Annotated in this window: 24 protein-coding genes and 1 other annotated feature; all 24 genes read right to left on the bottom strand. The window is 51.6% G+C overall.

The genetic code is table 11. The features are described 5' to 3' along the window. Positions 1-105 precede the first annotated feature (105 nt). Positions 106-741, bottom strand: coding sequence for an orotate phosphoribosyltransferase (gene pyrE, locus D889_RS0100675; RefSeq protein ID WP_010631006.1), 636 nt, complete (start codon positions 739-741; stop codon positions 106-108). Continuing rightward, positions 741-1,451: an orotidine-5'-phosphate decarboxylase gene (gene pyrF / locus D889_RS0100680; protein WP_010631007.1), complete on the bottom strand. Its 711-nt coding sequence runs from the start codon at positions 1,449-1,451 to the stop codon at positions 741-743. The genes pyrE and pyrF overlap by 1 nt, the downstream gene beginning before the upstream one ends. Further along, on the bottom strand, positions 1,430-2,356 hold the full coding sequence (locus D889_RS0100685; RefSeq protein ID WP_010631008.1) for a dihydroorotate dehydrogenase: 927 nt from the start codon (positions 2,354-2,356) through the stop codon (positions 1,430-1,432). The genes pyrF and D889_RS0100685 overlap by 22 nt, the downstream gene beginning before the upstream one ends. Beyond that, positions 2,350-3,132, bottom strand: coding sequence for a dihydroorotate dehydrogenase electron transfer subunit (locus tag D889_RS0100690; protein WP_010631009.1), 783 nt, complete (start codon positions 3,130-3,132; stop codon positions 2,350-2,352). Before D889_RS0100690 ends, D889_RS0100685 begins: the two co-directional genes overlap by 7 nt. Next, positions 3,129-6,380 carry a carbamoyl-phosphate synthase large subunit gene (gene carB, locus D889_RS0100695; protein ID WP_010631010.1) on the bottom strand — a complete coding sequence of 1,084 codons (3,252 nt, stop codon included), beginning with the start codon at positions 6,378-6,380 and terminating at the stop codon, positions 3,129-3,131. The genes D889_RS0100690 and carB overlap by 4 nt, the downstream gene beginning before the upstream one ends. Next, positions 6,373-7,464 (bottom strand): glutamine-hydrolyzing carbamoyl-phosphate synthase small subunit, encoded by a 1,092-nt coding sequence (carA, locus tag D889_RS0100700; RefSeq protein ID WP_010631011.1) that lies wholly within the window; start codon positions 7,462-7,464, stop codon positions 6,373-6,375. Before carA ends, carB begins: the two co-directional genes overlap by 8 nt. 69 nt (positions 7,465-7,533) lie before the next feature. Continuing rightward, positions 7,534-8,466 (bottom strand): aspartate carbamoyltransferase catalytic subunit, encoded by a 933-nt coding sequence (locus D889_RS0100705; protein ID WP_010631012.1) that lies wholly within the window; start codon positions 8,464-8,466, stop codon positions 7,534-7,536. Between the two features lie 200 nt (positions 8,467-8,666). Continuing rightward, positions 8,667-9,206: a bifunctional pyr operon transcriptional regulator/uracil phosphoribosyltransferase PyrR gene (gene pyrR, locus D889_RS0100715; protein WP_010631013.1), complete on the bottom strand. Its 540-nt coding sequence runs from the start codon at positions 9,204-9,206 to the stop codon at positions 8,667-8,669. Between the two features lie 213 nt (positions 9,207-9,419). Further along, on the bottom strand, positions 9,420-10,340 hold the full coding sequence (locus D889_RS0100720) for an RluA family pseudouridine synthase (protein WP_026039016.1): 921 nt from the start codon (positions 10,338-10,340) through the stop codon (positions 9,420-9,422). A gap of 2 nt (positions 10,341-10,342) precedes the next feature. Further along, positions 10,343-10,798, bottom strand: a complete 456-nt coding sequence (lspA, locus tag D889_RS0100725) for a signal peptidase II (protein WP_010631015.1) — start codon at positions 10,796-10,798, stop codon at positions 10,343-10,345. A 134-nt stretch (positions 10,799-10,932) separates the two neighbouring features. Further along, positions 10,933-11,571 carry a TraR/DksA C4-type zinc finger protein gene (locus tag D889_RS0100735; protein ID WP_010631016.1) on the bottom strand — a complete coding sequence of 213 codons (639 nt, stop codon included), beginning with the start codon at positions 11,569-11,571 and terminating at the stop codon, positions 10,933-10,935. Positions 11,572-11,643: 72 nt separating this feature from the next. Beyond that, a complete protein-coding gene (ileS, locus tag D889_RS0100740; protein WP_010631017.1) occupies positions 11,644-14,427 on the bottom strand; it encodes an isoleucine--tRNA ligase in 2,784 nt (927 codons plus the stop codon). Between the two features lie 96 nt (positions 14,428-14,523). Beyond that, positions 14,524-14,750, bottom strand: a binding site (T-box leader). Between the two features lie 70 nt (positions 14,751-14,820). Then, complete coding sequence (locus D889_RS0100745) at positions 14,821-15,336, bottom strand: DivIVA domain-containing protein (RefSeq protein ID WP_010631018.1); 516 nt, start codon at positions 15,334-15,336, stop codon at positions 14,821-14,823. A gap of 42 nt (positions 15,337-15,378) precedes the next feature. Beyond that, entirely contained in the window at positions 15,379-16,152 is a 774-nt protein-coding gene (locus D889_RS0100750) for a YlmH family RNA-binding protein (protein ID WP_010631019.1), read from the bottom strand. A gap of 5 nt (positions 16,153-16,157) precedes the next feature. Further along, on the bottom strand, positions 16,158-16,394 hold the full coding sequence (locus D889_RS0100755; RefSeq protein WP_010631020.1) for a YggT family protein: 237 nt from the start codon (positions 16,392-16,394) through the stop codon (positions 16,158-16,160). A 57-nt stretch (positions 16,395-16,451) separates the two neighbouring features. Continuing rightward, the gene (locus D889_RS0100760) at positions 16,452-16,901 is read right to left on the bottom strand and encodes a cell division protein SepF (protein ID WP_010631021.1); all 450 of its coding nucleotides are present in this window, start codon (positions 16,899-16,901) and stop codon (positions 16,452-16,454) included. Positions 16,902-16,905: 4 nt separating this feature from the next. Then, entirely contained in the window at positions 16,906-17,598 is a 693-nt protein-coding gene (locus tag D889_RS0100765) for a YggS family pyridoxal phosphate-dependent enzyme (RefSeq protein WP_010631022.1), read from the bottom strand. Next, positions 17,595-18,434, bottom strand: coding sequence for a peptidoglycan editing factor PgeF (gene pgeF, locus D889_RS0100770; protein ID WP_010631023.1), 840 nt, complete (start codon positions 18,432-18,434; stop codon positions 17,595-17,597). Before pgeF ends, D889_RS0100765 begins: the two co-directional genes overlap by 4 nt. A gap of 83 nt (positions 18,435-18,517) precedes the next feature. Beyond that, positions 18,518-18,784: a YlmC/YmxH family sporulation protein gene (locus tag D889_RS0100775; RefSeq protein WP_010631024.1), complete on the bottom strand. Its 267-nt coding sequence runs from the start codon at positions 18,782-18,784 to the stop codon at positions 18,518-18,520. A 176-nt stretch (positions 18,785-18,960) separates the two neighbouring features. Beyond that, positions 18,961-19,740, bottom strand: a complete 780-nt coding sequence (sigG, locus tag D889_RS0100785; protein ID WP_010631025.1) for an RNA polymerase sporulation sigma factor SigG — start codon at positions 19,738-19,740, stop codon at positions 18,961-18,963. Positions 19,741-19,904: 164 nt separating this feature from the next. Continuing rightward, a complete protein-coding gene (gene sigE / locus D889_RS0100790) occupies positions 19,905-20,615 on the bottom strand; it encodes an RNA polymerase sporulation sigma factor SigE (protein WP_010631026.1) in 711 nt (236 codons plus the stop codon). A gap of 133 nt (positions 20,616-20,748) precedes the next feature. Then, on the bottom strand, positions 20,749-21,672 hold the full coding sequence (gene spoIIGA / locus D889_RS0100795) for a sigma-E processing peptidase SpoIIGA (protein ID WP_010631027.1): 924 nt from the start codon (positions 21,670-21,672) through the stop codon (positions 20,749-20,751). Positions 21,673-21,944: 272 nt separating this feature from the next. Further along, on the bottom strand, positions 21,945-23,123 hold the full coding sequence (gene ftsZ / locus D889_RS0100805) for a cell division protein FtsZ (protein WP_010631028.1): 1,179 nt from the start codon (positions 23,121-23,123) through the stop codon (positions 21,945-21,947). Positions 23,124-23,206: 83 nt separating this feature from the next. Next, positions 23,207-24,481 (bottom strand): cell division protein FtsA, encoded by a 1,275-nt coding sequence (gene ftsA / locus D889_RS0100810; protein ID WP_010631029.1) that lies wholly within the window; start codon positions 24,479-24,481, stop codon positions 23,207-23,209. Positions 24,482-24,738 lie beyond the last annotated feature (257 nt).

Genomic DNA, 24,738 nt, shown 5'->3' on the forward strand with positions numbered 1-24,738 from the left:
GATTCAGCTGATCCGTCAAGAATTCCGGGAACTGCGGGTACGATTTCACCATTGAAAAAGCCTCCGAAATGGGAGGCGATGGATAAGCTTTTAACCATTTAACATTCAATTTCTCCAGTCATCCGATGTCGGATCAGCATACCACTGCTTCAGCTGACTGAGCTGCGACGCATTGATCGTACCGTTCTCAACAGCCAGATGGATCAGCGTGTCAAAATCAGTCAGGGTGTTCAGCGTAATGCGGGCTTCAGCAAAATTTTTATCAGCCTGTGGCAGAAGATAGGTGAAAATAGCCGCCACACCCAGAATTCTCGCGCCTGCTGCTTCCAGAGCGTGTACCGCCGTCAGGACACTGCCGCCGGTGGAGATCAGGTCGTCAATAACAACAGCTTTCTGTCCGGATTTAACGATACCTTCGATCTGCTTCTTCCGTCCGTGCGACTTGGCTGCAGAGCGAACGTAAACCATCGGCAGATGCAGCGCTTCAGCAATCAGTGCCGCATGGGAAATACCTGCGGTTGCCGTACCGGCAATCACTTCGGCATCCGGATAATGTTCTCGGATCAGTGCCACAAATGCCTGAATGACGTCATGCCATATCTCCGGATAGCCCATGACCGTCCGGTTATCACAGTATACCGGCGACTTGATGCCGGATGCCCAGGTAAAAGGCTCATCCGGACTCAGCACAACCGCTTTTATTTTTAACAGATGCTCGGCAATCTGTTCTTTGCTGTTCATTAAATCTTCCTCCATTCATTGGCAACGCGCAGATAAGCCTCCGCCGGATTTTCAGCCGAAGTAATGCTGCGGCCGACCACGATATAATCGCTGCCGAGTTGTCTTGCCCGTTCAGGTGTCGCCACGCGTCTCTGATCGCCCGCAGCGTCATTGGCCAGACGGATGCCCGGAGTTACGGCAAGAAAGGTCGATGAGGTCTGTTCTTTGATCGCTGCGGCTTCCCAGGCGGAACAGACGACACCGTCCAGTCCGGACCGATAAGCAAGTTCGCTGTACTGAGCGATCACTTTCTGAATCGGCTGATGAATCAGCAGCTCATTTTCCAGCATGTCCTGACCGGTACTGGTCAGCTGTGTTACTGCGAGGCAAACCGGTCTTTTTCCGGCGGCCCCTTCGTCAAGTCCCTCTATAGCGGCTTTCATCATTTCCGAACCGCCGGCAGCATGCACATTGACCATATCCGCCCCGGCTCGGGCCAGGCCGCGCATCGTCCGGTACACCGTATGCGGGATGTCATGAAGTTTCAGGTCGAGAAAGACAAAATGTCCTTCGTCTTTCAGTCTGCGGACCATGTCCGCTCCCTCCTGATAGAACAGCTCCATTCCGACTTTAACCGAACAACGCGGCTGCCCGATCTTTTTCAACAAATAAAACACGTCTTCCGCTGAGGAAACATCCAGGGCGACGATCAGCCGTTCTTCCGGTTCCAAGACTTCCAGCTCCTTCCGACTAAATCGTTAATATCCGACACGCCCAGAGCGTTCAGCTTCCCCGGGAGTTCATGAATGATCTTCGGACAGATCAGCGGATCGATAAAATTTGCCGTGCCGACAGCGACAGCACTGGCTCCGGCAAGAAAATATTCGATCACATCATCGGCACTCTGAATACCGCCCATGCCGATGATCGGGATGTTCACTTTTTGGCTGACTTCATAGATCATTCGGATGGCGACCGGTTTGATCGCCGGGCCGCTCAGTCCGCCGGTCTGATTGGCCAGCACCGGACGTTTTGTCCGCAGATCGATCCGCATCCCGAGCAGGGTGTTGATCATCGACAGCCCGTCGGCACCGGCCTGCTCCACTGCCCTGGCCATCGCCACAATGTCGGTGACATTCGGCGACAATTTGACGTAGACCGGCTTTGCGGATACCGCTTTGACCTTTGCCGTCAGTTCCGCAGCGACCTCAGGCACGGTGCCGAACTGAATGCCTCCGTGTTTTACGTTCGGGCAGGAAATGTTCAGTTCCAGCGCACGGACGACTGGCGATGCCGACATTTTTTCGGCGGTCTGCACATAATCGGACATTTCGCTTCCGGCTATATTGGCAATGACCGGAACATCATATCCGGCAAGATAAGGAAGTTCCTCGCTGATAATCTGCTCGGCACCGGGATTCTGCAGGCCGATCGCGTTCAGCATCCCACTCGGCGTTTCTGCAACACGCGGCGTCGGATTGCCGAACCGGGCATGAAGCGTAGCTGCTTTAATGGTGATCGCGCCAAGCTGATTGAGATCATAAAGCGTTCCATACTCTTTCCCAAATGCGAAGCAGCCGGACGCCGGCATTACCGGATTTTTCAGATCAAGGCCCGGCAAATGAACTTCTAGCATAGTTCCACCTCCCCTGCCCGGAACACCGGACCGTCGCAGCAGACACGCCGATAGCCTTTATGATCCTGCGCATCTGTTGTGTGTACGGCACAGGCCAGGCAGGCTCCGAACCCGCAGCCCATCCGCTGCTCCATGGAAACAAACAGCGGCTTTTCCGTAATTACGTTCTGCACAGCTTTCAACATCGGCAGCGGACCACAGGCATAAGCGACATCGTATGCCGCTTCACCGATTGCATCGGTGACCAGACCTTTCCGGCCATGGCTTCCGTCATCAGTAAAAATGACGGTTTCACCTAGTGCGGCAAACTGCGCTTCATAAAAAATATCTTTGTCCGACCTGAAACCGAGAATATGCGTGACCTCAATGCCCCGGTCTGTCAGTGCCTCAGCCAGCCCGTAAAGCGGCGGCACACCGACACCGCCGCCGATCATCAGGGCGCGACCGCCCGCCGGCACCTCATCGACCGGGAAGCCATGTCCAAGGGGCCCGAATACATCGATTTTCATCCCCGGACAGGTGTTGGAAAGCAGCTGTGAGCCGAGTCCGACAACGCGGTAAATCAGCGTCAGTTCCCGGTGAGCCGGATCCACCGAACAAATACTGATTGGCCGACGCAAAACGGGCGAAAGCATACCGGATTCACCCGGCACGCGCATATGAACAAACTGCCCGGGTTCCGTGACGAGTGTGGCAATCCTGCCCGACAGACGGAGTTCAAAAACGCCGTCTGCAATCTTTGTCTGTGCCGTGACGACCATTTCTTCCTGGATCATTGAATGACACCCTCCTGATCCGGCTGACCGGAAACAGCCATGCTGCCGGTTGCATGATCCGTCATCTGCGGCATGCATTCCGTTCTGAAAGCCAGGGATTCAAGAACGGTCAGCAGCGCTTCCGTCGTATCCAGCGAAGTCAGGCAGACGATGCCGTTCTCAACCGATTCGCGACGGATCCGGAATCCATCACGTGCCGGCCGCTGTCCGGGCGTGAGCGTGTTGACGACAAACTGAGCCCCGCCGTGGCGGATCAGGTCGAGCAGGTTCGGCTTGTCACCGCCGATTTTATTAACGACTGTAACCGGAAGATGCCGTGCCGCAATCATTTTTGCCGTGCCCTCCGTAGCGAGAATATTATAGCCGATGTTATGGAAGCGTCTGACCAGATCCAAAGCTTCTTCTTTATCTTTATCCGCAATTGTGAACAGAACGCTCCCGTGAGACGGGATGGCCATGCCGCTGGCCAGGAGTCCTTTGTAGAGTGCTTTCTCAAGGGTAACATCCTGTCCCATAACCTCCCCCGTCGACTTCATCTCCGGACCGAGCGTTACATCGACACTGCGCAGTTTGGCAAACGAGAATACCGGTACTTTGACAAAAACGTTATGTGCCGGTTCCTGATGAATTCCGGTCGGATAACTGAGACTTGCGAGCGTCTCGCCAAGAATGAGCCGTGTGGCTACCTTCGCCATCGGCACGCCGGTAATCTTGCTCAGGAACGGGACCGTCCGGCTGGCTCTCGGATTCACTTCGATGACATACACATGATGGTCGTGGATCACGAACTGAATATTCATCAGACCGACCACGTTCAATCCGCGGGCAATCCGGATCGCGGTATCGATGACTTCTTCCTTGATCTTTCCACTCAGCGTCTGCGACGGATAAACGGCAATCGAGTCTCCGGAGTGGACGCCGGCCCGCTCAATGTGTTCCATGATGCCGGGAATATAAACATCTTTACCATCGGAGAGAGCATCCAGTTCAATCTCGGTACCCACAAGATAGCGATCGACAAGCACCGGGTGCTCCGGATTGATCCGGACGGCGTTGCTCATATAATGAATCAGATCTTTTTCATGATAGACAATTTCCATCGCCCGCCCGCCAAGCACGTAGGACGGACGAACGAGCACCGGATAACCGAGTCCGGAGGCGATTTTCACCGCTTCCTCCGTAGAAAACGCCGTATCTCCGGCCGGCCGGTCGACGTTCAGTTCATGAAGCAGCTGTTCAAACCGGTCACGATCTTCAGCCTGATCCATTGCATCAAGCGACGTGCCAAGGATTTTTACACCGTTTTCTGCAAGTCCTGCCGCCAGATTGATCGCCGTCTGGCCGCCGAACTGAACCACGACACCTTTCGGCTTTTCGAGGTCGATCACATGCATCACGTCTTCCAGCGTCAGCGGCTCGACATAAAGCTTATCGGAGATACTGAAATCAGTCGAGACAGTTTCCGGGTTGTTATTAATCATAATCGCTTCATAACCCTGCTGCTTGATTGCCCAGACCGCATGTACCGTGGCGTAGTCGAATTCGACACCCTGGCCGATCCGGATCGGGCCAGAACCGAGAACGACAACGCTCTCTTTATCCGTTACCCGGGATTCGTTTTCTTCCTCATAAGTGCTGTAATAGTAAGGTGTCTCCGATTCAAACTCACCGGCACATGTATCGACCATTTTATAAACCGGCCGGATACCCTGTTTCTTCCGCCATTGCGTGACGGCCGTTTCATCCTTTTTCCAGCATGAGGCGACTTCATCATCGGAAAACCCGTGCTTCTTGGCATTCAGCAGCACGCTGGCATCATCCGGATGATCGGCCAGCTGTTTTTCGATCCGGACGATATGGGCAATCTTATTCAGGAAGAAGGGGCTGATTTTCGTCAGTTTCCAGATGGCATCGACCAGGGCACCCTTGCGGAACGCTTCGGCAATAAAGTAGAGCCGGCGGTCGTCCCGAAGCGAGATCGCCTGATAAAGTTCCTCCAGCGTCATCGGTACGGCCTCCTGTAGACGTAGATGCCGGGTGCCGTTCTCCAGTGAACGGACAGCTTTAAGGATCGATTCTTCAAAATTGCGGCCGATCGCCAGTACTTCTCCGGTTGCTTTCATCTGTGTGCCCAGTGTCCTTTTGGCATCGACAAATTTGTCGAACGGCCAGCGCGGGATCTTGGTCACAACATAATCGAGTGTCGGTTCGAAACTGGCATAGGTCGTGCCCGTCACCGCATTGCGGATTTCGTCAAGATGGTAGCCGACGGCAATCTTTGCCGCAACTTTCGCGATCGGATAACCGGTTGCTTTCGAAGCCAGCGCAGAGGAACGGCTGACACGCGGATTGACTTCAATGATATAGTAACGATCGCTGTTCGGATCCAGTGCCAGCTGAACGTTGCAGCCGCCCTCGATCTTCAGGGCGCGCACAATTTTCAGCGACACACTGCGCAGCCGCTGAAGATCACGGTCACTCAATGTCTGGCAGGGGGCGGTGACGATGGAATCGCCGGTATGAATGCCCACGGGATCCATGTTTTCCATATGGCAGACGGCAATCGCTCCGTCATTGCTGTCGCGCATAACTTCGAATTCAATTTCCTTGAAACCGGCGATACTTTTTTCAATCAGTACCTGATTCGCCGGGCTGAGCTTCAGACCGTTCTCAGTAATGGTCTCCAGCTGCTCCTCGGTCGTTGCAATGCCGCCGCCGGTTCCGCCAAGGGTAAATGCCGGCCGGATAATGACCGGCAAATGAATCTGAGCCGCAAATTCCCTGGCGTCGTCAACAGTATTGACCGTCTTGCTCGGCGGAACGGGTTCATTGAGCTGAAGCATCAGCTCTTTGAATTTTTCCCTGTCTTCGGCCTGTTCAATACTGTTAAGATCGGTGCCAAGTAGCTGGATATTGAGTTCATCAAGAATGCCGGACTGGTGCAGCTGAACCGCCAGATTCAGTCCGGTCTGACCGCCCAGAGTCGCCAGCACACCGTCCGGTAGCTCCTTGCGGATGATCTTGCTGACAAATTCAACGGTCAGCGGCTCTATGTAAACACGATCGGCAATATCCGTATCGGTCATAATCGTCGCCGGATTGGAGTTAACCAGAACAACTTCGTAGCCTTCTTCTCTGAGAGACTGACAGGCCTGCGTTCCGGAATAGTCAAACTCAGCTGCCTGTCCGATGATAATCGGCCCGGACCCGATCACGAGAATCTTATGAATATCTGTTCTTTTAGGCAAGACCGGCACCTTCCTTTCTGTGTGCGTTAATTAACGTGACAAATTCATCAAAAAGTCCCTGGCTGTCGTCCGGACCCGGAGATGCCTCCGGATGAAACTGGACGCTGAAAGCCGGAAAACGTTTATGTCTGAGTCCTTCAATCGTTCCGTCGTTAATCGCCAGATGCGTAATTTCCAGTTCTGTACCTTCAAGAGACGCTTTTTCCACGGTAAATCCGTGATTCTGCGACGTGATGGAAAACTTGCCTGTTCTTAAATCCTTTACCGGATGGTTGACGCCGCGGTGCCCAAAACGCATTTTGACCGTATTGGCACCGGACGCCAGGGCGAACAGCTGGTGGCCGAGACACACGCCGAACAACGGAACCTTGCCGAGGATCGTCCGGACCATGTCGATGGCTTCCGGAACATCCTTCGGGTCACCGGGGCCGTTGCTCAGGAGCAGGCCGTCCGGATGAAATTTCAGTATCGACTCAGCTGAAGTATTGTACGGAACCACGACGACGTCCAGCCCGCGCCGGATGCATTCACGCAGAATACCTTGTTTGGCACCGAAATCAACCAGTACCACGCGAGGCCCTGAACCCGGAGTCACATATACCGATTTTGTTGAAACACGGCTGATCTGATCCTTCGGCAGCGGCCAGTCCCTCAATTCCGCTGCGACCGTCTCCGGATTCTCATCTGCCGCAGCAATTTTGCCGCGAAGCGTACCGTGCTCCCGGATGATTTTTGTCAGTTTACGGGTGTCGATGCCCTTGATTCCCGGCACATTATTTTCAGCCAGCCACTCACTCAACGTTTTATCTTTTTGCCAGTGACACGGTGCGTCGGAAACTTCCCGGGCAACGAGTCCGGAAATGCTCGGACGCCCGGACTCATTGTCGGAACGGTTGATTCCGTAATTTCCGATTAAAGGGTACGTCAGTGTCACGATTTGCCCGCAGTACGACGGATCCGTAATAATTTCCTGATAACCGGTCATTCCTGTATTGAAAACAACTTCACCCTGAGACACATCCGGGCTGCCGAATGCTTCTCCTGTAAAAGCCGTGCCATCTTCCAGAACAAGCTGTCTTTTCACTCTGCCGCCACTCCTTTTTTGTTCGCTGAAACGCCGAATGATCCTCACTTTATCGCGCAATACGTCATTTTATAAGTGCTCTGCCATCGGGACCGGCCGCGGGCTGCTGCTTTTGCCGTTCAGATCAAGCGCCCATTCGATCGCCGCCATCCGTGCATAGACACCGTTATGAATCTGCTTGAAGTAGCGGGAATGCGGTGATTCAACCAGATTGCTGTCCAGTTCCACACCCCGGTTCACCGGTCCCGGATGCATGATAATGCTCTCCGGCTTCATCCGGGCGGCCCGCTCTTTGGTCAGGCCGTAACGGTTATGGTAATCTTCTTTGCTCATCTTCATTGCCTGTTCATGGCGTTCATGCTGAATCCGCAGCATGATCACCACATCGGCGGAAGCGATCGCCTCATCGACCGAAACATAGGTGCCGGGAATCTGATCGTTCTTCCACTCCTCGGGTCCGGACAGCAGGACCTTGTTGCCGAGCCTGGTGAGAATTTCGGCATCGGAACGAGCGACCCGGCTGTAACGCAGATCGCCGATAATGGCGACGGTCAGACCGCTGAGGCTGAAAAATTCCTGACGGATCGTCATTAGATCAAGGAGCGCCTGTGTCGGATGATTACCGGCTCCGTCCCCTGCATTCAGGATCGTCATCCCGATGCCGTCGTTCAGCTCCTCATAGTACCGGTCTTTTTTATGCCGGATGACGACTGCTTCGGCTCCGACCGCTTCCATTGTCCTGACGGTGTCGTAGAGGCTTTCCCCTTTCCGGGTACTGGAAACATTACTGCTGAAATCAAGAATTTTGAGTCCGAGCCGTGTCTCCGCGGCCTCGAAGCTTGTCCGTGTCCGTGTGCTCGGCTCAAAGAAAAGATTGGCGACTAGCAGATGCCGCGGTTCAAACCAGCCTTCCCTGCCCATTTCCCTGATTTGTTCCGCCCGGTTCAGGATTCCTTTAATATCATTAATTGTCAGATCATTTAAACTGAACAGATTGGCCATTGTGAACTCCTCCTCAGTTATCTTGCCTTGCCGCACTGAAATTACTGAAATTCTTCAGATTTTCCGTCAAAAAAACCTCTTCATCGGAGCAACCGATAAAGAGGCAGGTAAAGATATGCAAAAAGATGCATCTGTGCCGAACCGCTCTTTATCAGTCTCTCAGGACTGCCTGTTAAAAGACGAATTATTTCTGCACTGGATTATTCATTTTTATTGATGATCACAACCTGATCCGAATCATCCACTTCACTGAGCCGGACGAAAATCCGTTCTTCTTTCGAGGTGGGCACGTTCTTCCCGACATAGTCGGGCCTGATCGGCAGTTCACGATGGCCGCGGTCCACAAGCACCGCCAGCTGGATCCGGTCCGGTCTGCCGAGATCCATCAGCGCATCCATTGCCGCCCGGATCGTTCGCCCGGTATACAGTACATCATCCACAACAATGACCGTTTTCCCTTTAATTGGAAGGGCAATCTTCGTCCCGACAATTTTCGGATCTCCTGTTTTTGTCGGCAGATCATCGCGATAGGCAGTGATATCAAGTTCACCGACCGGAACCTGCCGGGATTCAATCGATGCAATCCGGTCCGCCAGCCGGTTGGCGAGATAAATGCCTCTCGTCTTGATTCCGACGATCACAACTTTATCCACACCTTCGTTACGTTCAATGATCTCGTGGGCCAGCCGGGTGAGTGCACGTGCGACGGCCTTCTCATTCATAATAACTTTTTCTTCCAAACCAAAGACCCCTGCCAACTTGTTTTGTTTCATAAAAAAATCTCGCCTGAAGGGGCGAGATTCGGTTATTGTGCTGCCAACATCCATTGGCACTCATCACCCTTCTTAGTCTCACAGGACTAATTTAAAAGGAATCGTATTCACTTGATTACTGTTAGTATCGCAAATCAGGATGCAACTGTCAACAGGTATTCCGCCATAAATGCGTTTATTTCACGAAAAGCCGCCGTGGCGCAGCCGGTCGAGCAGCCCCTGAAAATCTGCCGGCGGATTGACCCGGAATGCCATGAATTTTCCGCTGACCGGGTGAGTAAATCCGATTTCCGCGGCGTGCAGCGCCTGACCGTCGATCGGCAGTGTCTTCCTCGGTCCGTACTTCGGATCTCCCGCCAGCGGATGCCCGATATAAGCCATATGCACCCGGATCTGGTGGGTCCGCCCGGTTTCCAGCCTGCAGGCAACTAAGGTATATCGAGGGAAGCGTTCGAGTACCTTAAAATGGGTTACCGCCTGTTTGCTGTGATCTGCGGTCACTGCCATTTTTTTACGATCACGTGCATCGCGTCCGATCGGTGCATCGATGATTCCTTCATTTTCCGCAATCACGCCGTGGACAATCGCCAGGTATTGCCGCTTTGTCGATTTATCCTTGAGCTGCGCGGCCAGTGAGCGGTGAGCCGAATCGGTTTTTGCGACCATCAGCAAACCGGATGTATCCTTATCAATCCGGTGGACAATCCCCGGGCGCAAAACGCCGTTAATCCCCGACAGATCCGTACAGTGGTGGAGCAGCGCGTTAACCAGTGTGCCGCTCATATGGCCCGGAGAGGGATGAACGACCATGCCCCGCGGTTTATTGACCACAAGGACGTCATGATCCTCATAAACGATGTCGAGCGGAATCGCTTCAGGAACAACAGCTGCCGGTTCGGGGGCCGGCAGCACCAGCGTCGCTTTGTCACCTGTCTGTACCCGGTAGCTTGGCCGGATCTTCTTCCCGTTGATCTGAAATTCTCCGTTCTTAATCAGCTGCTGCAGCCTGCTCCGCGATTCATCGGGAAAAAGATCGGACGCCCATTTGTCGGCGCGCTTCCCTTCATCAGGCAGATCTGCCGTTCGCGTCACCTGTCCCATCTTCATTTCGCTTTCTTTCCGTCAAGATACATATAGATCAGAAGCAGTACCACGCCGATAAAAAGTGATGAGTCGGCCAGATTGAAGACAGGGAAATTGTACCCGAGAGGATACGCATGAACAAAATCCACGACTTCACCGCGCAGCAGCCGGTCCGAGAAGTTGCCCAGTGTACCGCCGATGATCAGCCCGAGCGAAGTCCCGAGCAGCGGCTGCTTCCGTCCTGCTTTCTGCATTAAGTAAATCACTGTGCCCAGCACAAGAACGGTTATGACAAAGAAGATGGTAAATTGTCCTTGAAGGATACTCCATGCAGCGCCCGTGTTTCTGAGCGATGTGAAATAAAGAAAATGCGGTATGATCGGGATACTCTCGCCAACCTGCATATTTTGGACCACGAGCCATTTTGCGAGCTGATCCAAAAGAAATACCGCCAGTGCCAACAAATAGTAAATCATTGTCTTTCCCCCAGCCTAGTGTCATACCCTGATTCGTTCTTTCTGCATTTTAGCATATTCGCGAAGATCCGGCATTTTCCAGAAGGCTTTTCGTTCTGTCCATCGATCCGGGGGAACAGTCTGCCGCTGATGTTTCATTTTTTTTCAGGCGAGCGGCGTATGATGCGTACCTCTTCGTCTCCGGTATAGCCGTCAATATCCGTGGCGGCCCACGCATCCAAATCCTCAACCGTTCCGAGCTGCTCTTCATCTCGATCGGTAACATTGTCTTCGTGAATCATTTTACGGTCGTTATCAAGTGAAACCAGATCAAAGGCGTTCGTTTCGTCAAATTTTCCGTTGTTTCCGGTGCCGCCTTCGAGCCGCATCATTTCTTCAATGACGGATTCTTCAGCAGGACGCACCTTATGGCTGTGTTTCGGCGGTGCCATTGCCACATCGGTCCGCGCTGTCGGTATCGCCATGAGCCGCTCCTCCGAAATTTTCTTACCTGTTTTTTCATCAATCCCGTAAGTACCATCATCCATCCGTTTCAGCGCATCACGGATATCCTCGAGCTCCGCTTCTGCCTGGCGGTCCAAAGCCAGATCTTTTTCCCGTTCGTAGAGCTGCGTTGCCGTATCCGCCGGATGATTGTCATAAGTCGACAGTTCGCCTGAAGCGAAATCAGTCAGTGATTGCCGGGCAGATCCCGGCGTATTAGGCCTCAATTTCGTTTCCAGTTCAGCCATCCGGTCAGTCAGCCTTTTTCTCAACAAATCCTGATTGATCATAAAAAAATCCCTCCTTCATTTCTCATGGTTAGCATGGGATAAAAAGAGGGAATTCAGTATAATTATTTTTTGTCAGTTTTCTTCAAGAGACACGTCTGCATAGTCATGACGGACAGTCTCACAGCAGTGCGCACATAGGGTCGGATGTTCGGCATCTTCACCGACACTGGGCAGAACCGACCAGCAGCGTTCACATTTTTTACCTTCAGCTTCTTTGACAAAAACAGCATCCTTAGTGTAACGATCGGCTGCATCCGGAACTGACGCCGTTCCATCCGCTACGGTAACCTGAGAAACGATGAACAGTTTATCCAGTGCCGGCTGATCTTTAAGCCAGCTGTTGGACTTGGTCGGATAGACCGTCACTGCCGCTTCCAGTGACGAACCAATCTGTTTCGCGTCGCGTGCCTTTTCGAGCGACTTGAGCACATCGTCGCGAACAGCAAGCACCTGAGTCCATTTCTGTTTCAGTTCGTCCGCTCCGGGAATATCGCTCGGTTCCGGCATGTCGGTCAGCTGCACATATTCAGACTGATCCTTCGCACCGGGAATGTACTGCCAGATCTCTTCTGCTGTATGCGGAATAACCGGAGACAGCAATTTCGTCATCGCAACGACGGTCCTGAACAGCACCGTTTGTGCCGAGCGGCGGACCAGGCTGTCTTTCGGCTGAACATACAGGGCATCTTTAACGATATCCATGTAAAATGCGCTCAGATCCGTCGTGCAATAGTTCTGCAATGCCTTATAAACGGTCTGGAACTGGTATTCCTCATAACCGTCACGGCAGGTTTTGATCAGTTCATTCAGCCGAAGCAGCATATACTTATCAAGCTCCGGAAGCTTTTCGACAGGAACCGCATTGTCTTTTTCGTTAAAGTCATGCAGATTGCCCAGCATGAACCGGACCGTGTTGCGAATTTTGCGGTACACTTCGGCAACCTGAGCCAGAATATCATTGGATACCCGGGCATCGGCCTGATAGTCGACCGAAGCGACCCAGAGCCGGATGATATCGGCACCGAATTGTTTCATGACTTTCATCGGATCGATAACGTTCCCGACCGATTTGCTCATTTTCAATCCCTTGCCGTCCAGTGTGAAGCCGTGACTCAAAACCTGTCGGTAAGGAGCATGGCCGGTGACGGCAACACAGGTAGCCAGCGAAGAGTTGAACCAGCCGCGGTACTGATCGGAGCCTTCAAGATACATGTCGGCCGGCCTTCTCAGTCCCGGACGTGTCGTCAGAACACCCTGATGCGTGGTGCCTGAATCAAACCAGACATCCATGATATCTGTCTCTTTGCGGAATTTTCCGTTGGGACTGTGCTTCGAAGTGAATCCTTCAGGCAGCAAGTCCTTGGCTTCCCGCTGGAACCAGATATTCGACCCGTACTTGCGGAAAAGCTCGGCAACATGATGGATCGTTTCATCGGTGACGATCGGTTCTCCGTCCTCACCGTAAAATACCGGAATCGGCACGCCCCAGGCACGCTGACGTGAAATACACCAGTCTTCACGGTCCTTGATCATATTGGTCATCCGGACGTCGCCCCATGACGGAATCCATTTGACCTCATGAATCGCCTTGAGTATTTCCGGACGGAATGCCTTAATCGAAGCGAACCATTGCTTTGTGGCGCGCCAGATCACCGGCTTCTTGGTCCGCCAGTCGTGCGGATAGGAGTGTGTAAAAGTACCTTTTTTGAGTAATGCGTGTACTTCTTCCAGTTTCTGAATCACCGGTTCGTTGGCATCTGAGTAGAACATGCCTTCAAACCCGGGTGCTTCATCGGTCATTTTTCCCTTGTCATCGACCGGGCAAAGAATATCCAGTCCGTATTTCTTGCCGACGTTGAAGTCATCTTCACCAAAACCCGGTGCGGTATGCACGCAGCCGGTACCGGCATCCAGCGTGACATGATCGCCGAGAATCATGAGCGAATCACGGTTATAGAACGGATGCCGACAGACAACGCCTTCCAGAGCTTTGCCGTTGAACGTCCGCAGCGTCTTTGGATTTTCCCAGTTCAGCGTTTTCGTCAGTTTGTCGACGAGTTCGGTGGCAACAACAAACTTCCTGCCGCCGGTCTCGACCACACTATAGTCAAACTTCGGATTCACACAGATGGCCAGGTTCGCCGGCATCGTCCACGGCGTCGTTGTCCAGATTACAACTTCTTCATCGTTGTTCAGAACACCCTTGCCATCTGTGACATGGAAAGAAACGAAAATCGAATAGGATTTAACATCTTTATATTCAATTTCCGCTTCCGCCAGAGCCGATTCGGACGAAGGCGACCAATAGACGGTCTTCTTATCTTTATAAATATAACCCTTCCGTGCCATCGTTCCGAATACTTCGATTTGTTCGGCTTCGAATTCTTTGTTCAGTGTCAGGTAAGGATGATCCCAGTCGCCGCGGACACCAAGGCGTTTGAACTGTACCTTTTGCCGGGCAACCTGGCCCAAAGCATACTCTTTACATTTTTCACGGAGATCGGCAATCGACATTTTTTTGCGGTCGATGCCTTGTTTCGCCAGTTGCTGTTCAATCGGCAGACCATGCGTATCCCAGCCTGGTACATAAGGCGTCTGAAAGCCGGTCATGGACTTATATCGGTTGATCATATCTTTCAGGACTTTATTTTCCGCGTGGCCGATATGGATATTCCCATTCGCATAGGGCGGTCCGTCATGCAGAATAAACTGCGGTTTCCCTTCGTTACGTTTCACCGACTGCTCATAGAGATGATCGTCGTCCCACTTTTTCTGCATCAGCGGTTCCTTGTTCGGCAGATTTCCGCGCATTTTGAAGCCGGTTTTCGGCATCAGCAGCGTTTTCTTGTACTCCACGACTATTACGCCTCCATTATTCATCCTTTTGGCAGTGGCCGGATCAGGTCGGATCACGGGCCATGCTTTTCTGTATTTAAAAAGGTCCTTCCATCCCAAAGGGACGGAAGGACCGCGGTACCACCCTAATAACAGATCGTTGAAACATCTGTCACTCAATATCCTTAACGTGGATCAGACGCCGCGCCTTACTCACCGATCTCCAGTTTTCAGGTACAGGCTCAGGGGTGATCTTCCCCGGGGTTTGGAATACCGGTCTTTCACCATTTCTCCGGCTCGCTTGATTCCACTGTCCCGGGTACTCTCCCCGTCAACGTTTGGCTGAATATTTTTCAAGCTTCAGCTTTTCATTTGATTGATTAATAACCAGTATAGTCACAATATTTGGGAACGTCAAGCCTGTGTTTTAACCGTATCCTCTTCAGACGGTTCCGCATCGTTTTCAGGCTTTTTCGCAAGGTCTTTCCACTCATCGCTTTTGAGCAGTTCCAGCTGTGCCTCGATCAGCATCTGGAACCGAGTCCGGTATACATTGGCTTCCTTCTTCAGTTCTTCAATGTTGATCGTTACTTTGCGCGACTTTTCCAAGGCCTCGTTAATGATTCTGTCGGCGTTTTTCTTGGCTTCCATCACGATGAGCTTGGATTCCTTATTCGCGTTGTTCTTGACTTCTTCCGCCGTCTGCTGGGCAACGAGAATGCTCTTGTTCAGCGTTGTTTCAATATCGGAGAAGTGGCTCAGCTTTTCCTTGGCGCTTTTCACTTCCTGTTCAAGATCTTTCTTCTCACGGATTACCGTTTCGTAGTCTTTAATAATCTGATCAAGAAAATCATTGACCTCATCTTCATCATAGCCGCGGAACCCGCGGGAGAACTCTTTATTATGAATATCCAAAGGGGTTAATGGCATTCCGGATCACCTCCAAGTCGATTGCCTAACTGAAAATTCCATTTAATACAGTTTACCATATTGAAGACGGATTTTGTGTTTTTTTGTCAATCCGTCCACAGATATTATCTTGCTTCGTCCATAGCCGCGCACGGAGAGCAGATCGCCTTCAGCAAGTTCAAAATCCCGCCTGTCGATCAGTTCCCAGTTAATCCGGACTCGTTTCCGGTCGATCAGTTCTGCTGTTTTCGCCCGGGATAAATGATAAATCTCTGAAGCCACCGCATCGAGCCTGAGTGAAGGCACCGTGCCCCAGGACTCCACCCAGTTCAGCTGATTATGTATCAGTTCATCTTTGCCGATCGCCTGACAGGATACTGCATTTTTTCCGACGGAAGTCAGGTTAAGACGAAGATAGGGCTCAATATCCTTCGTACAGATAAATTGAGCCCGGTCGCCTGTAACCATGAGATCGCCGATTTTGTCCCGGTTCACCCCGGTTCCGGTTAACGCACCGAGCAATTCAGGATGCGACAGGGAAATAAACTTTGAAGCAAAAGCGACCTCCACAGCAGTCAGTTCAAAAGCTTCTCCCTCCTCAGGGATATAAGGCGGAAGAAGCAGTGCCCTTTTCCTTTCTGCATCCGGATAGCCGCCGGAAAATGTCACGCGGACGTCGTCATTCTTTCCGATGATCAGTTCCAGAACCCTTTGCTGTCTGGGATCAAGGAAATCCGTCAGCTTTGGCGCAAAGTTCCGGCTGACCTGATCCTTCCAGTCAAGGCACTGATCAATCAGCGGTTTTTCTTCCGGACGAAAATGTTCGTAGACAGACATTGCCGTCACCCGAACCGACCGGCGAGACTGCTGATCCCCACCTGAGCAAACCAGAGCGCCAGAAAGGCAATTACCGGCGACATGTCGATCACGCCGCCGATCGGAGGGATAATTTTGCGGAAGGGAGCTAGAAAGGGCTCGCAGACTCTGGCAAAGAGCAGACCTATTGAAGAACCTGCGATATTCGGCAGCCAGGACATCAAAATATAGATAAATAATATCCATTTATAAATTTCCAGCAAGCTGGAAAGTCCTCGCGCAATCCAGTATATGGTCAATGCATTCACCTCAACTTTGAATTACTGAAGTCCACCAAGACGTGTGTTTTCTCTCCAGCTGTTAATCATACCTGAAATCGAAACCGAATCCGGTGCAAAGAGAAATGTGTTTTTTCCGATCTTCCGGAGTTGACCGTTCAGGGCGAAGCAGGTTCCGCTCATGAAATCCAGAATCCGCTGGGCATCTCCCCTTGTTGTGCTGTCCAGGCTGCAGATAACCGTTTTCTTATTCTTGATCTGTGTGACAATATCCTCAACATCATCGAAAACTTTAGGCTCTACCAGAACGACTTTTTCCTGCTGGCGGATATTCTGAATGGCCACCAGGTGTCCGCTTTTTTCAGGTTCGCGATGCGTTGCCTTCGGTGGCTTGATCCCTTCAGTACCGTTATGCTGCAACAGTTCCTCTTCTTCCGGGTCGATGGTTTCCTCAAGATCAAAAAAACGCCGGAACGCCGATTTGAGTCCCATATGTTCAGTTCCCCCTCAGTTCATTTCCAACGAGTGCGGTGCCGATGCGGACAAATGTCGCACCTTCTTCCACAGCAATCTGATAATCGTGGGACATGCCCATGGAAAGCTCGGTACATGGCGCATAGTCCAGCTTTCTGGCCCGGATCCGGTCGCGGTCGCGCCTCAGTTTACGGAAAACCTGACGAATCAGTTCCTTGTCTTCTGTATAAGGCGCCATGGTCATCAGACCGACCACGCTGATATGCTCAAGCTGGCCTAATGCGTCGATAAATCCGTCAAGTTCTTCTTCACTGATCCCATGTTTTGTTGCTTCTCCGGATATATTCATTTCGATAAAGCATTTCAATTTTCCTGTTTTTTTTCGCTTATTAATTTCTTCAGCGAGCTTCAGGCGGTCCAAAGCGTGAAAATAGTCGATGCGATCGACGACATCCTTGACTTTGCGTGTCTGAAGCGTCCCGATCAGATGCCAGACAATTCTGCTGTCGCGAATCGCATCCTGTTTTTCAATCAGGCCTTCTTTGCGATTTTCCGCAATATTCAGGATGCCGCTGTCCACAGCTTCCCGGGCCGTCTGAACGGTGACGTACTTTGTGACCGCCAGGACGGTGACGTCTTCTCTCCGGCGCCCGGAACGAAGACAGGCAGCCCTGATGTTCTCGTCAATCTGTCTGTAATTCTCTTCAACTGTCAACGTGTCGCTTGCTCCTTTTTACGGATTCCGATGAAACCCATCATCCGGCCGGTTGATCCCTGGTCGCGGCGATAAGAGAAAAATATTTTTGGATTTGCAAAAGTGGTATATCCGGTGACGCGGATCTGGCTGCCGGGTACTCCGGCCGCTTCAAGCATCGCCCGGTTCAGGGCCTGCAGATCAAGCAGGTAATGGCCCGTTCCATGCATCCTGACGGCGGTCTCCCAAATAGCTTGCGGCAGCTGCCGGACGTGGCCGGCCACGCGCTCATCCACTTCGTAATCATCGCCGCCGATAGCCGGACCAATCACTGCATGAATGGCATCCGGACCGATGCCCAGTTCTTTCTCCAGCCTGGCGACCATCTTTCCTGCCCCGTTTGCGACACTTCCGCGCCAGCCCGCATGAAGCATCGCCACTGCAGCGGGTTCAAGGCAGTAAAAATAGATCGGTACACAGTCCGCGAAGCAAAGCGCCAGTAATAAACCGGTTTCCGTCGTGAACAGGCCGTCCGTACCGCCGACAGTGTCTTCCATGCTTAAAGCACCTGAACCGGCCATGGATAAAGTTGCCCGGGCAATCGTCGTTCCGTGAACCTGTTCGGCGCAAACCCAGCGATCCAGCGGAAATCCGATATGCCCGGCAAGTATGTGCCGATTCTGGCGGACTCTCTCCGCCTGATCATGAACATGAAGCCCCAGATTAAGTGATTCAAACGGGCCGCTGCTCGTCCCATGATTTCTCAGTGAGAAACCAAGGAGTATTTCCTTATTTCCTGATTCAACCGGTTCTGCCAGCAGAGCAGTGTCCGTAACCTGAGAAAATGGTTCCGTCATAAAGCCTCCCTGGAATCCTTCTACACAAATTAAGTTTATACACCATTATTTTACCATATCTGAGACTGAAAAGCTTTACCTGCTCACTGGTCCTCATGGGATGACATCCCTGTCTCATGATAAAAGCGGACAAGGATGACATCTGCCCCGATCCGGACAATATTGCTCCATGGAACGATGATGTCATTTTCTTTTCCGAACAGGCCAAGTACGCGTCCTGAACCAGGAATGATCATATTCTCGATTTTTCCCGTTGACAGATTGACATCCAGATCACCGATATGACCGAGCCGTTTCCCGTTCTCGACGTTGACAACTTCTTTAGTCTGAAAATCTGAGATTCTCGGCATGATGTTGTCCCCCCTCTCTTATCAGAATATATGGAGGAACAGGTGAATTGAGAAGCAGAAAATGACGGAATCCATTTTTATCAGCAAACCGGACGGCGCATCGCCGGGCACAAAAAAATCTGCCCGAGGGCAGACTGTATTCGGGAACAAGGATACGATGCCGTTCCGGAAAGCGTTCAGGGACCGATATCCTGATTCATTTCCTTGATCGCCATTTTTTCAAGACGGGAGACCTGAGCCTGGGAAATGCCGATCTCCTGAGCTACCTCCATCTGCGTTTTACCGTAGAAGAAGCGCATCGCGAGAATCTTTTTTTCTCTTTCATGCAGCCGGCTCATCGCTTCTTTCAGAGCAAGATGGTCGGCCCAGTCTTTGTCTTTATTCTTTTCATCACTGATCTGATCCATGACGAAAATCGGATCTCCGCCATCACTGTAGATAGGTTCAAACAGGGAAACCGGATCCTGGATCGCGTCCAGAGCGAAAACGACGTCTTCAACCGGAAGATCGAGAATTTTGGCCAGTTCAACGGTCGTCGGTTCCTTCGAATGCTTTGCCACGTAGCGCTCTTTCGCCTGCAGCGCTTTGTAGGCCATATCACGGAGGGATCGCGACACCCGGATTGGATTATTGTCTCTGAGGTACCTTCTGATTTCACCGATGATCATCGGTACCGCATAAGTAGAGAAACGGACATTCTGACTCAGATCAAAATTATCAATGGACTTCATCAGTCCGATGCAGCCAACCTGAAACAAATCATCAACGGACTCACTGCGATGGTTGAAACGCTGGATCACACTCAGTACCAGTCTGAGATTTCCATTCACCAGTGTCTCTCTTGCTTCTTTTCTACCGGATTGCAGCTCGGTAAATAAGCGGCGCATTTCCGTATTGGTCAGTACGGGCAGTTTTGCCGTATCAACACCACAGATCTCAACTTTATGCCGTGCCATTGGTGACAACCTCCCAGGGTCTGTAGATACTGTTGACAGGAACGAGAAGATGCAGGTAAAGGGATATCTCACTGTCTCCGTCATCTTCCGGTCACTATAAGATCCAGTATCTCCCCGGCGGTTCATTTTATGCACCCTTCCACCGTCAGCTGATCTGCAGAAACTCAGGCCATCTTACTGAATTCCTTTTTCAGCCGTTTGATAATGCGCTTTTCAAGGCGGGAAATATAGGATTGTGAGATGCCGAGCTGATCAGCCACGTCTTTTTGCGTCTTCTCTTTTCCCCCTGACAGGCCGAAACGCAAAGTCATGATCTCCTTCTCACGGTCGCTCAGCATCATGATCGCACGTTTCAGCAGCGTCCGGTCCACCTTACGTTCCATATCCGACGTCGTCACATCATTGGCTGTACCCAGTACATCGGAAAGCAGCAGCTCGTTACCGTCCCAGTCGACGTTGAGGGGTTCATCAAGCGAAACTTCCGAACGCGTCTTGTTATTCCGTCTCAGGTACATCAAAATTTCATTTTCAATGCAGCGCGATGCATAGGTTGCCAGCTTAATTTTCTTTTCCGGGTTAAATGTGTTCACCGCTTTAATCAGGCCGATTGTTCCGATGCTGATCAAGTCTTCAATATTGATTCTGGTGTTGTCGAATTTCCGGGCAATATAGACAACCAGCCGGAGATTTCGCTCGATCAGTGTTGCCCGTGCCTCCGGATCACCCGTCGGCAGGCGCTTCATCAGTTCAGCCTCCTCTTCTCTCGACAGCGGAGAAGGCAGTCCCTCGCTGCCGCCGATATAGAAAATTTCCTCCGGACGCAGATGCAGCCGGACAAGTAACTTGTGCCATAAAGTAATCAGTGTGCGTTTCAAGTGCTTCTCCTCCTCTTTATTAGCAAATCATGTGACTGTCGCATCTGGCTCCGGGCAATCGTTCAACGCGGACGGGGCTGTAGGTATCCTCATCGGGACGCTCGCTGCAAGGCCAGTAAAGCAGGATACAGGATCAGGAAGCTCTGTCGATGGCTTTGCCATGGAGCAGCATGTCCGGATGCAGTATGGCGCCGAAGTCTCCGGTAGGGCTTAATACCTGGTCCGTCAGTGCAACAAGTACTTTTTTACAGCTCAGCAGACGCCCCCCGTGCGTCACGAGCACTTCGTCCGGCCGGAAAGCGAGCAAAGAACGCGGAATGCCGTCCACCGAACGATAGGGGATCCATGAAAGTTTCTCCAGCCATTCTGCCGGCAACTGCTCCTGAATCTCCTGGAAGCGTTCCGGCTGCAAGGGCTGAAAAAACGGTTCAGGGATCATGCCCTGACAAGCCGAGCGGCTGAGAAACATGACCGGAACCCTTGTCAGCGGATCATAGAGCTTATTGCCGCTGTCGATCAGCGCATCGGTCAGGATTGTCCGGTCAAAAATCCGGATCTGAATGCCGGTGACCACTGAACGTTCCCATTTTCTTGTAACGACCTGGTCGAATCGTTTCTTTGAGAAAAGCCAGAGCAGCGGGAAGCCGGCAGTAACAAAGATCCAGCTGACCGGATCACCAAAATTCATCGTGGATAATAAAGCACCGTTCGCATAAAATGAACTGTTCTGGAAGAAATAGTGGATACCGAAAAGTCCGCCGCCAACTGCAAATGCGGCAAAATAAAAGGACGCGAGATTCTGAACGAAGCAGGAAAGCCTGCCGAAGCCGAATGTGGTCAGGATGATCAGCACAGAGAACAAGAGCTTTCCCATAGGATGAGCCACAAGAAAAGACAGCGGTGTGAACAGGATCAATACGACCGTTGATGCCAGCACAGCGCCTGACCAGAGCCGCAGCCGGCTCACCTTCCGCCTGAGCATCAGGGCCGTCAGCTTAAGGAGACAGGCGTCAATAAGCAAATTGAGCATCCAGACGGCATCGAGATAGAGAACCAAGCGCTCACCCTCTTCTCCTTTTGATTACGAACAGTATACAGGCCCTGAAGTGTGAAAGTCTGTCGCTCTTTGGCAGGATTTTTGCTGTTATTTTGACGTCTTCTGTAGCAAGTGAAAACAGGGAATGATTCGCATCGCAGGATCTGCCGGCAATCAGCAGAAACGCCGTAAAAAAAGTAAAAGTCGCGGAACAGATTGTGATCATCTGTTCCACGACTGGATCGACAATTTATGACGTGGATGTTTCAACATAAGGGGTTAATAAACGGGGCTTACTGATTCCTCTGATGACGATGGCGCAGGAACGTCGGAACGTCCAGCGTCTCTTCATCTTCGACAAGACCATGAGGACGGCGCAGCGGATGCTCGTTCCGTTTCAGTTTCTCTTCCTGGCCGATTTCGTGCTGTGCTTTTTTCAGCGAGTCGCCATCCTCGGAAGCTGCAGGCCGGCCGCCAGTCACAGATTCCGGACGGTGCAGGCCGGAATTTTCTCTTTCGTCTTCCAGAAATCCGGTAGCAATAACCGTCACAACGATTTCGTCTTCCATTTCCTCGCGAATGACAGAACCGAAGATCATATTGACGTCTTCATCGGCCGCCGTTGCCACTATATCTGCCGCCTCATTAACCTCATACAGGCTTAGATTGGTTCCGCCGGTGATGTTCATCAAAACGCCCTTGGCACCGTCGATCGACTTCTCAAGCAGCGGACTGGCAATCGCCTTTTTAGCTGCCTCCGCAGCACGATTTTCTCCCGATGCAATCCCGATCGCCATCAGCGCGGACCCGCCCTCAGTCATGATCGTTTTGACATCGGCGAAATCCAGATTGATCAGACCGGGAACGGCAATCAGGTCGGAAATGCCCTGAACACCTTGCCTGAGGACGTTGTCGGCCTCCCGGAAGGCATCAAGCATCGGCGTATTCTTATCGACAATTTCAAGCAGCCGGTCATTTGGAATGACAATCAGCGTGTCGACCTTCTCTTTCAGATTGGCAATTCCCAGCTGCGCCTGCTTCGCGCGCTTCCTGCCTTCAAAGGTAAAGGGACGTGTTACCACACCGACCGTGAGTGCACCGACATCCTTGGCCACTTCGGCAATGATCGGCGCGGCGCCGGTACCGGTACCCCCGCCCATGCCGGCAGTCACGAAAACCATATCGGCACCCTGAAGCAATTCTTCAACCTGATCGCGGCTTTCTTCTGCGGCTTTTTTACCGATATCCGGATTGGCTCCGGCACCAAGACCCCGCGTCAGTTTCGCACCGAGCTGAAGTTTTATGTTTGCTTTTGAAAATTTTAACGCCTGGGCATCAGTATTGGCACAGACGAAATCGACACCTTGAATACCGCTCTCAATCATTCGGTTGACCGCGTTGCTTCCACCGCCGCCGACACCGATTACTTTAATTTTTGCAAGATTTGCAGTCTCCACGTCATTTTCGCTCACACTTAATTCCTCCCATCCAGAGGTCTTTTTTTCTGTTGCTGCAGTCGGCTTTCTTTAAACATACCAAATAAAGTGTGCCGTTGTCAGTCAAAGAACATATTAAACCACTTTTTAATACCTGTGACCATACCGGTACGCTCTTTGGCATCTTTGCTTTTGACTTTGGCTGTTTTTTGTACCGGCACTGTCGAATCAGGTGAAATAGCTGCCGCAACTTCCTTCCCCTGAATCCTTACATTGTGATAGGCAAACTGAATTAAACCGATACATGCGGTGAATTTCGGTTCGCGAACACCAATATAATCAGGAATTGAAATACGCACGTTGGCATGGAGTTTCTGTACGGCAAGATCCAGAATTCCAGGCATCGACGTGACGCCGCCGGTCAGGACAAATCCACCCGGGAGGTCGTCGATATCAATGCGAAGGAGTTCTTCACGGATGATATCGAACATTTCACCGATTCTGGCTTCGATAATTTCCGCAAGATCTTCCTGACTCAGAGTCAGTTTCTTGGCGCTTCCGATCTGAGAACAGGTAAATGTATCCTCCGGAGAGGCGGCCCTGGCGATCGCCGCACCATGTTTTATCTTCAGCTGCTCTGCTTCATCCATCGGAATCCGCTCGATGATTGAAATATCCTTCGTGACATGATTCCCGCCGATGGGCAGATCAAAGGTGGAGACAAGTGATCCTTGCTCAAAAACGGCAACACTTGTCGAACCGCCGCCGATGTCGACAAGCGCAACACCGAGATTCTTTTCATCCTCCGTCAGTGCTACCGATCCCAGTGCAAGCGGCTGCAGACAAATATCGGTCACCTGAAGCCCCGCTTTTTCAACACACCGATACAGATTGTGAAGCACCGTTTTCATTCCGGTGATCAGTGTCCCTTCCATTTCCAGACGAACACCGATCATGCCTCTCGGATCACGAATTTCATCCACCCCGTCCACGATAAACTGATCCGGAATGACGTCGATGATCTCACGCTCCGGCGGAATGGACATGACTTGTGCCTGATCAATGACCCGGGCTATATCTTCATCGCCGATCTCATGGGATTCACCGGACACGGCAATGACGCCGTGGCAGTGTCTGAGCTGGATATGATTTCCTGAAATTCCGACGATCACACTTTTGATGGTCAGGCCGACCATCCGTTCTGCCTGTTCTACGGCAGTACGAATGGACTGAACCGTTGCATCAATATCGACAATTGATCCCTTTTTAATTCCCGATGAAACTGCTTCACCGACGCCAATAACGTTCAGGGCGCCTCCGGTCATTTCTCCGATCAGCGTTTTTACACTGGACGTTCCAATGTCCAGGCTGACAAATACATTCTCTTCATTCATTCTCCGGCGCACCCCCATAAACTTAACAAACTGATCCTCAGGGATGTCTGATACGGGTTATTCTGATTCCGGCAGTGACAAGCGTTGCGTATAAAACCCGGCACTCTCAGTTTCCTTGTAAAGCCCCTTGCTGGCTTCGGCAGAAACTAATCCCCTTTTATTGCCATTCATCGTTCAATGAAACATTTACAAACTGTCTATCGGTAAAAATAGATTAAAAATCAAGTTGCTTTATCCAAATATATCCACTCACTAAA

It is taken from the genome of Sporolactobacillus vineae DSM 21990 = SL153 (assembly GCF_000377985.1).
GTDB classification, from domain to species: domain Bacteria; phylum Bacillota; class Bacilli; order Bacillales; family Sporolactobacillaceae; genus Sporolactobacillus; species Sporolactobacillus vineae.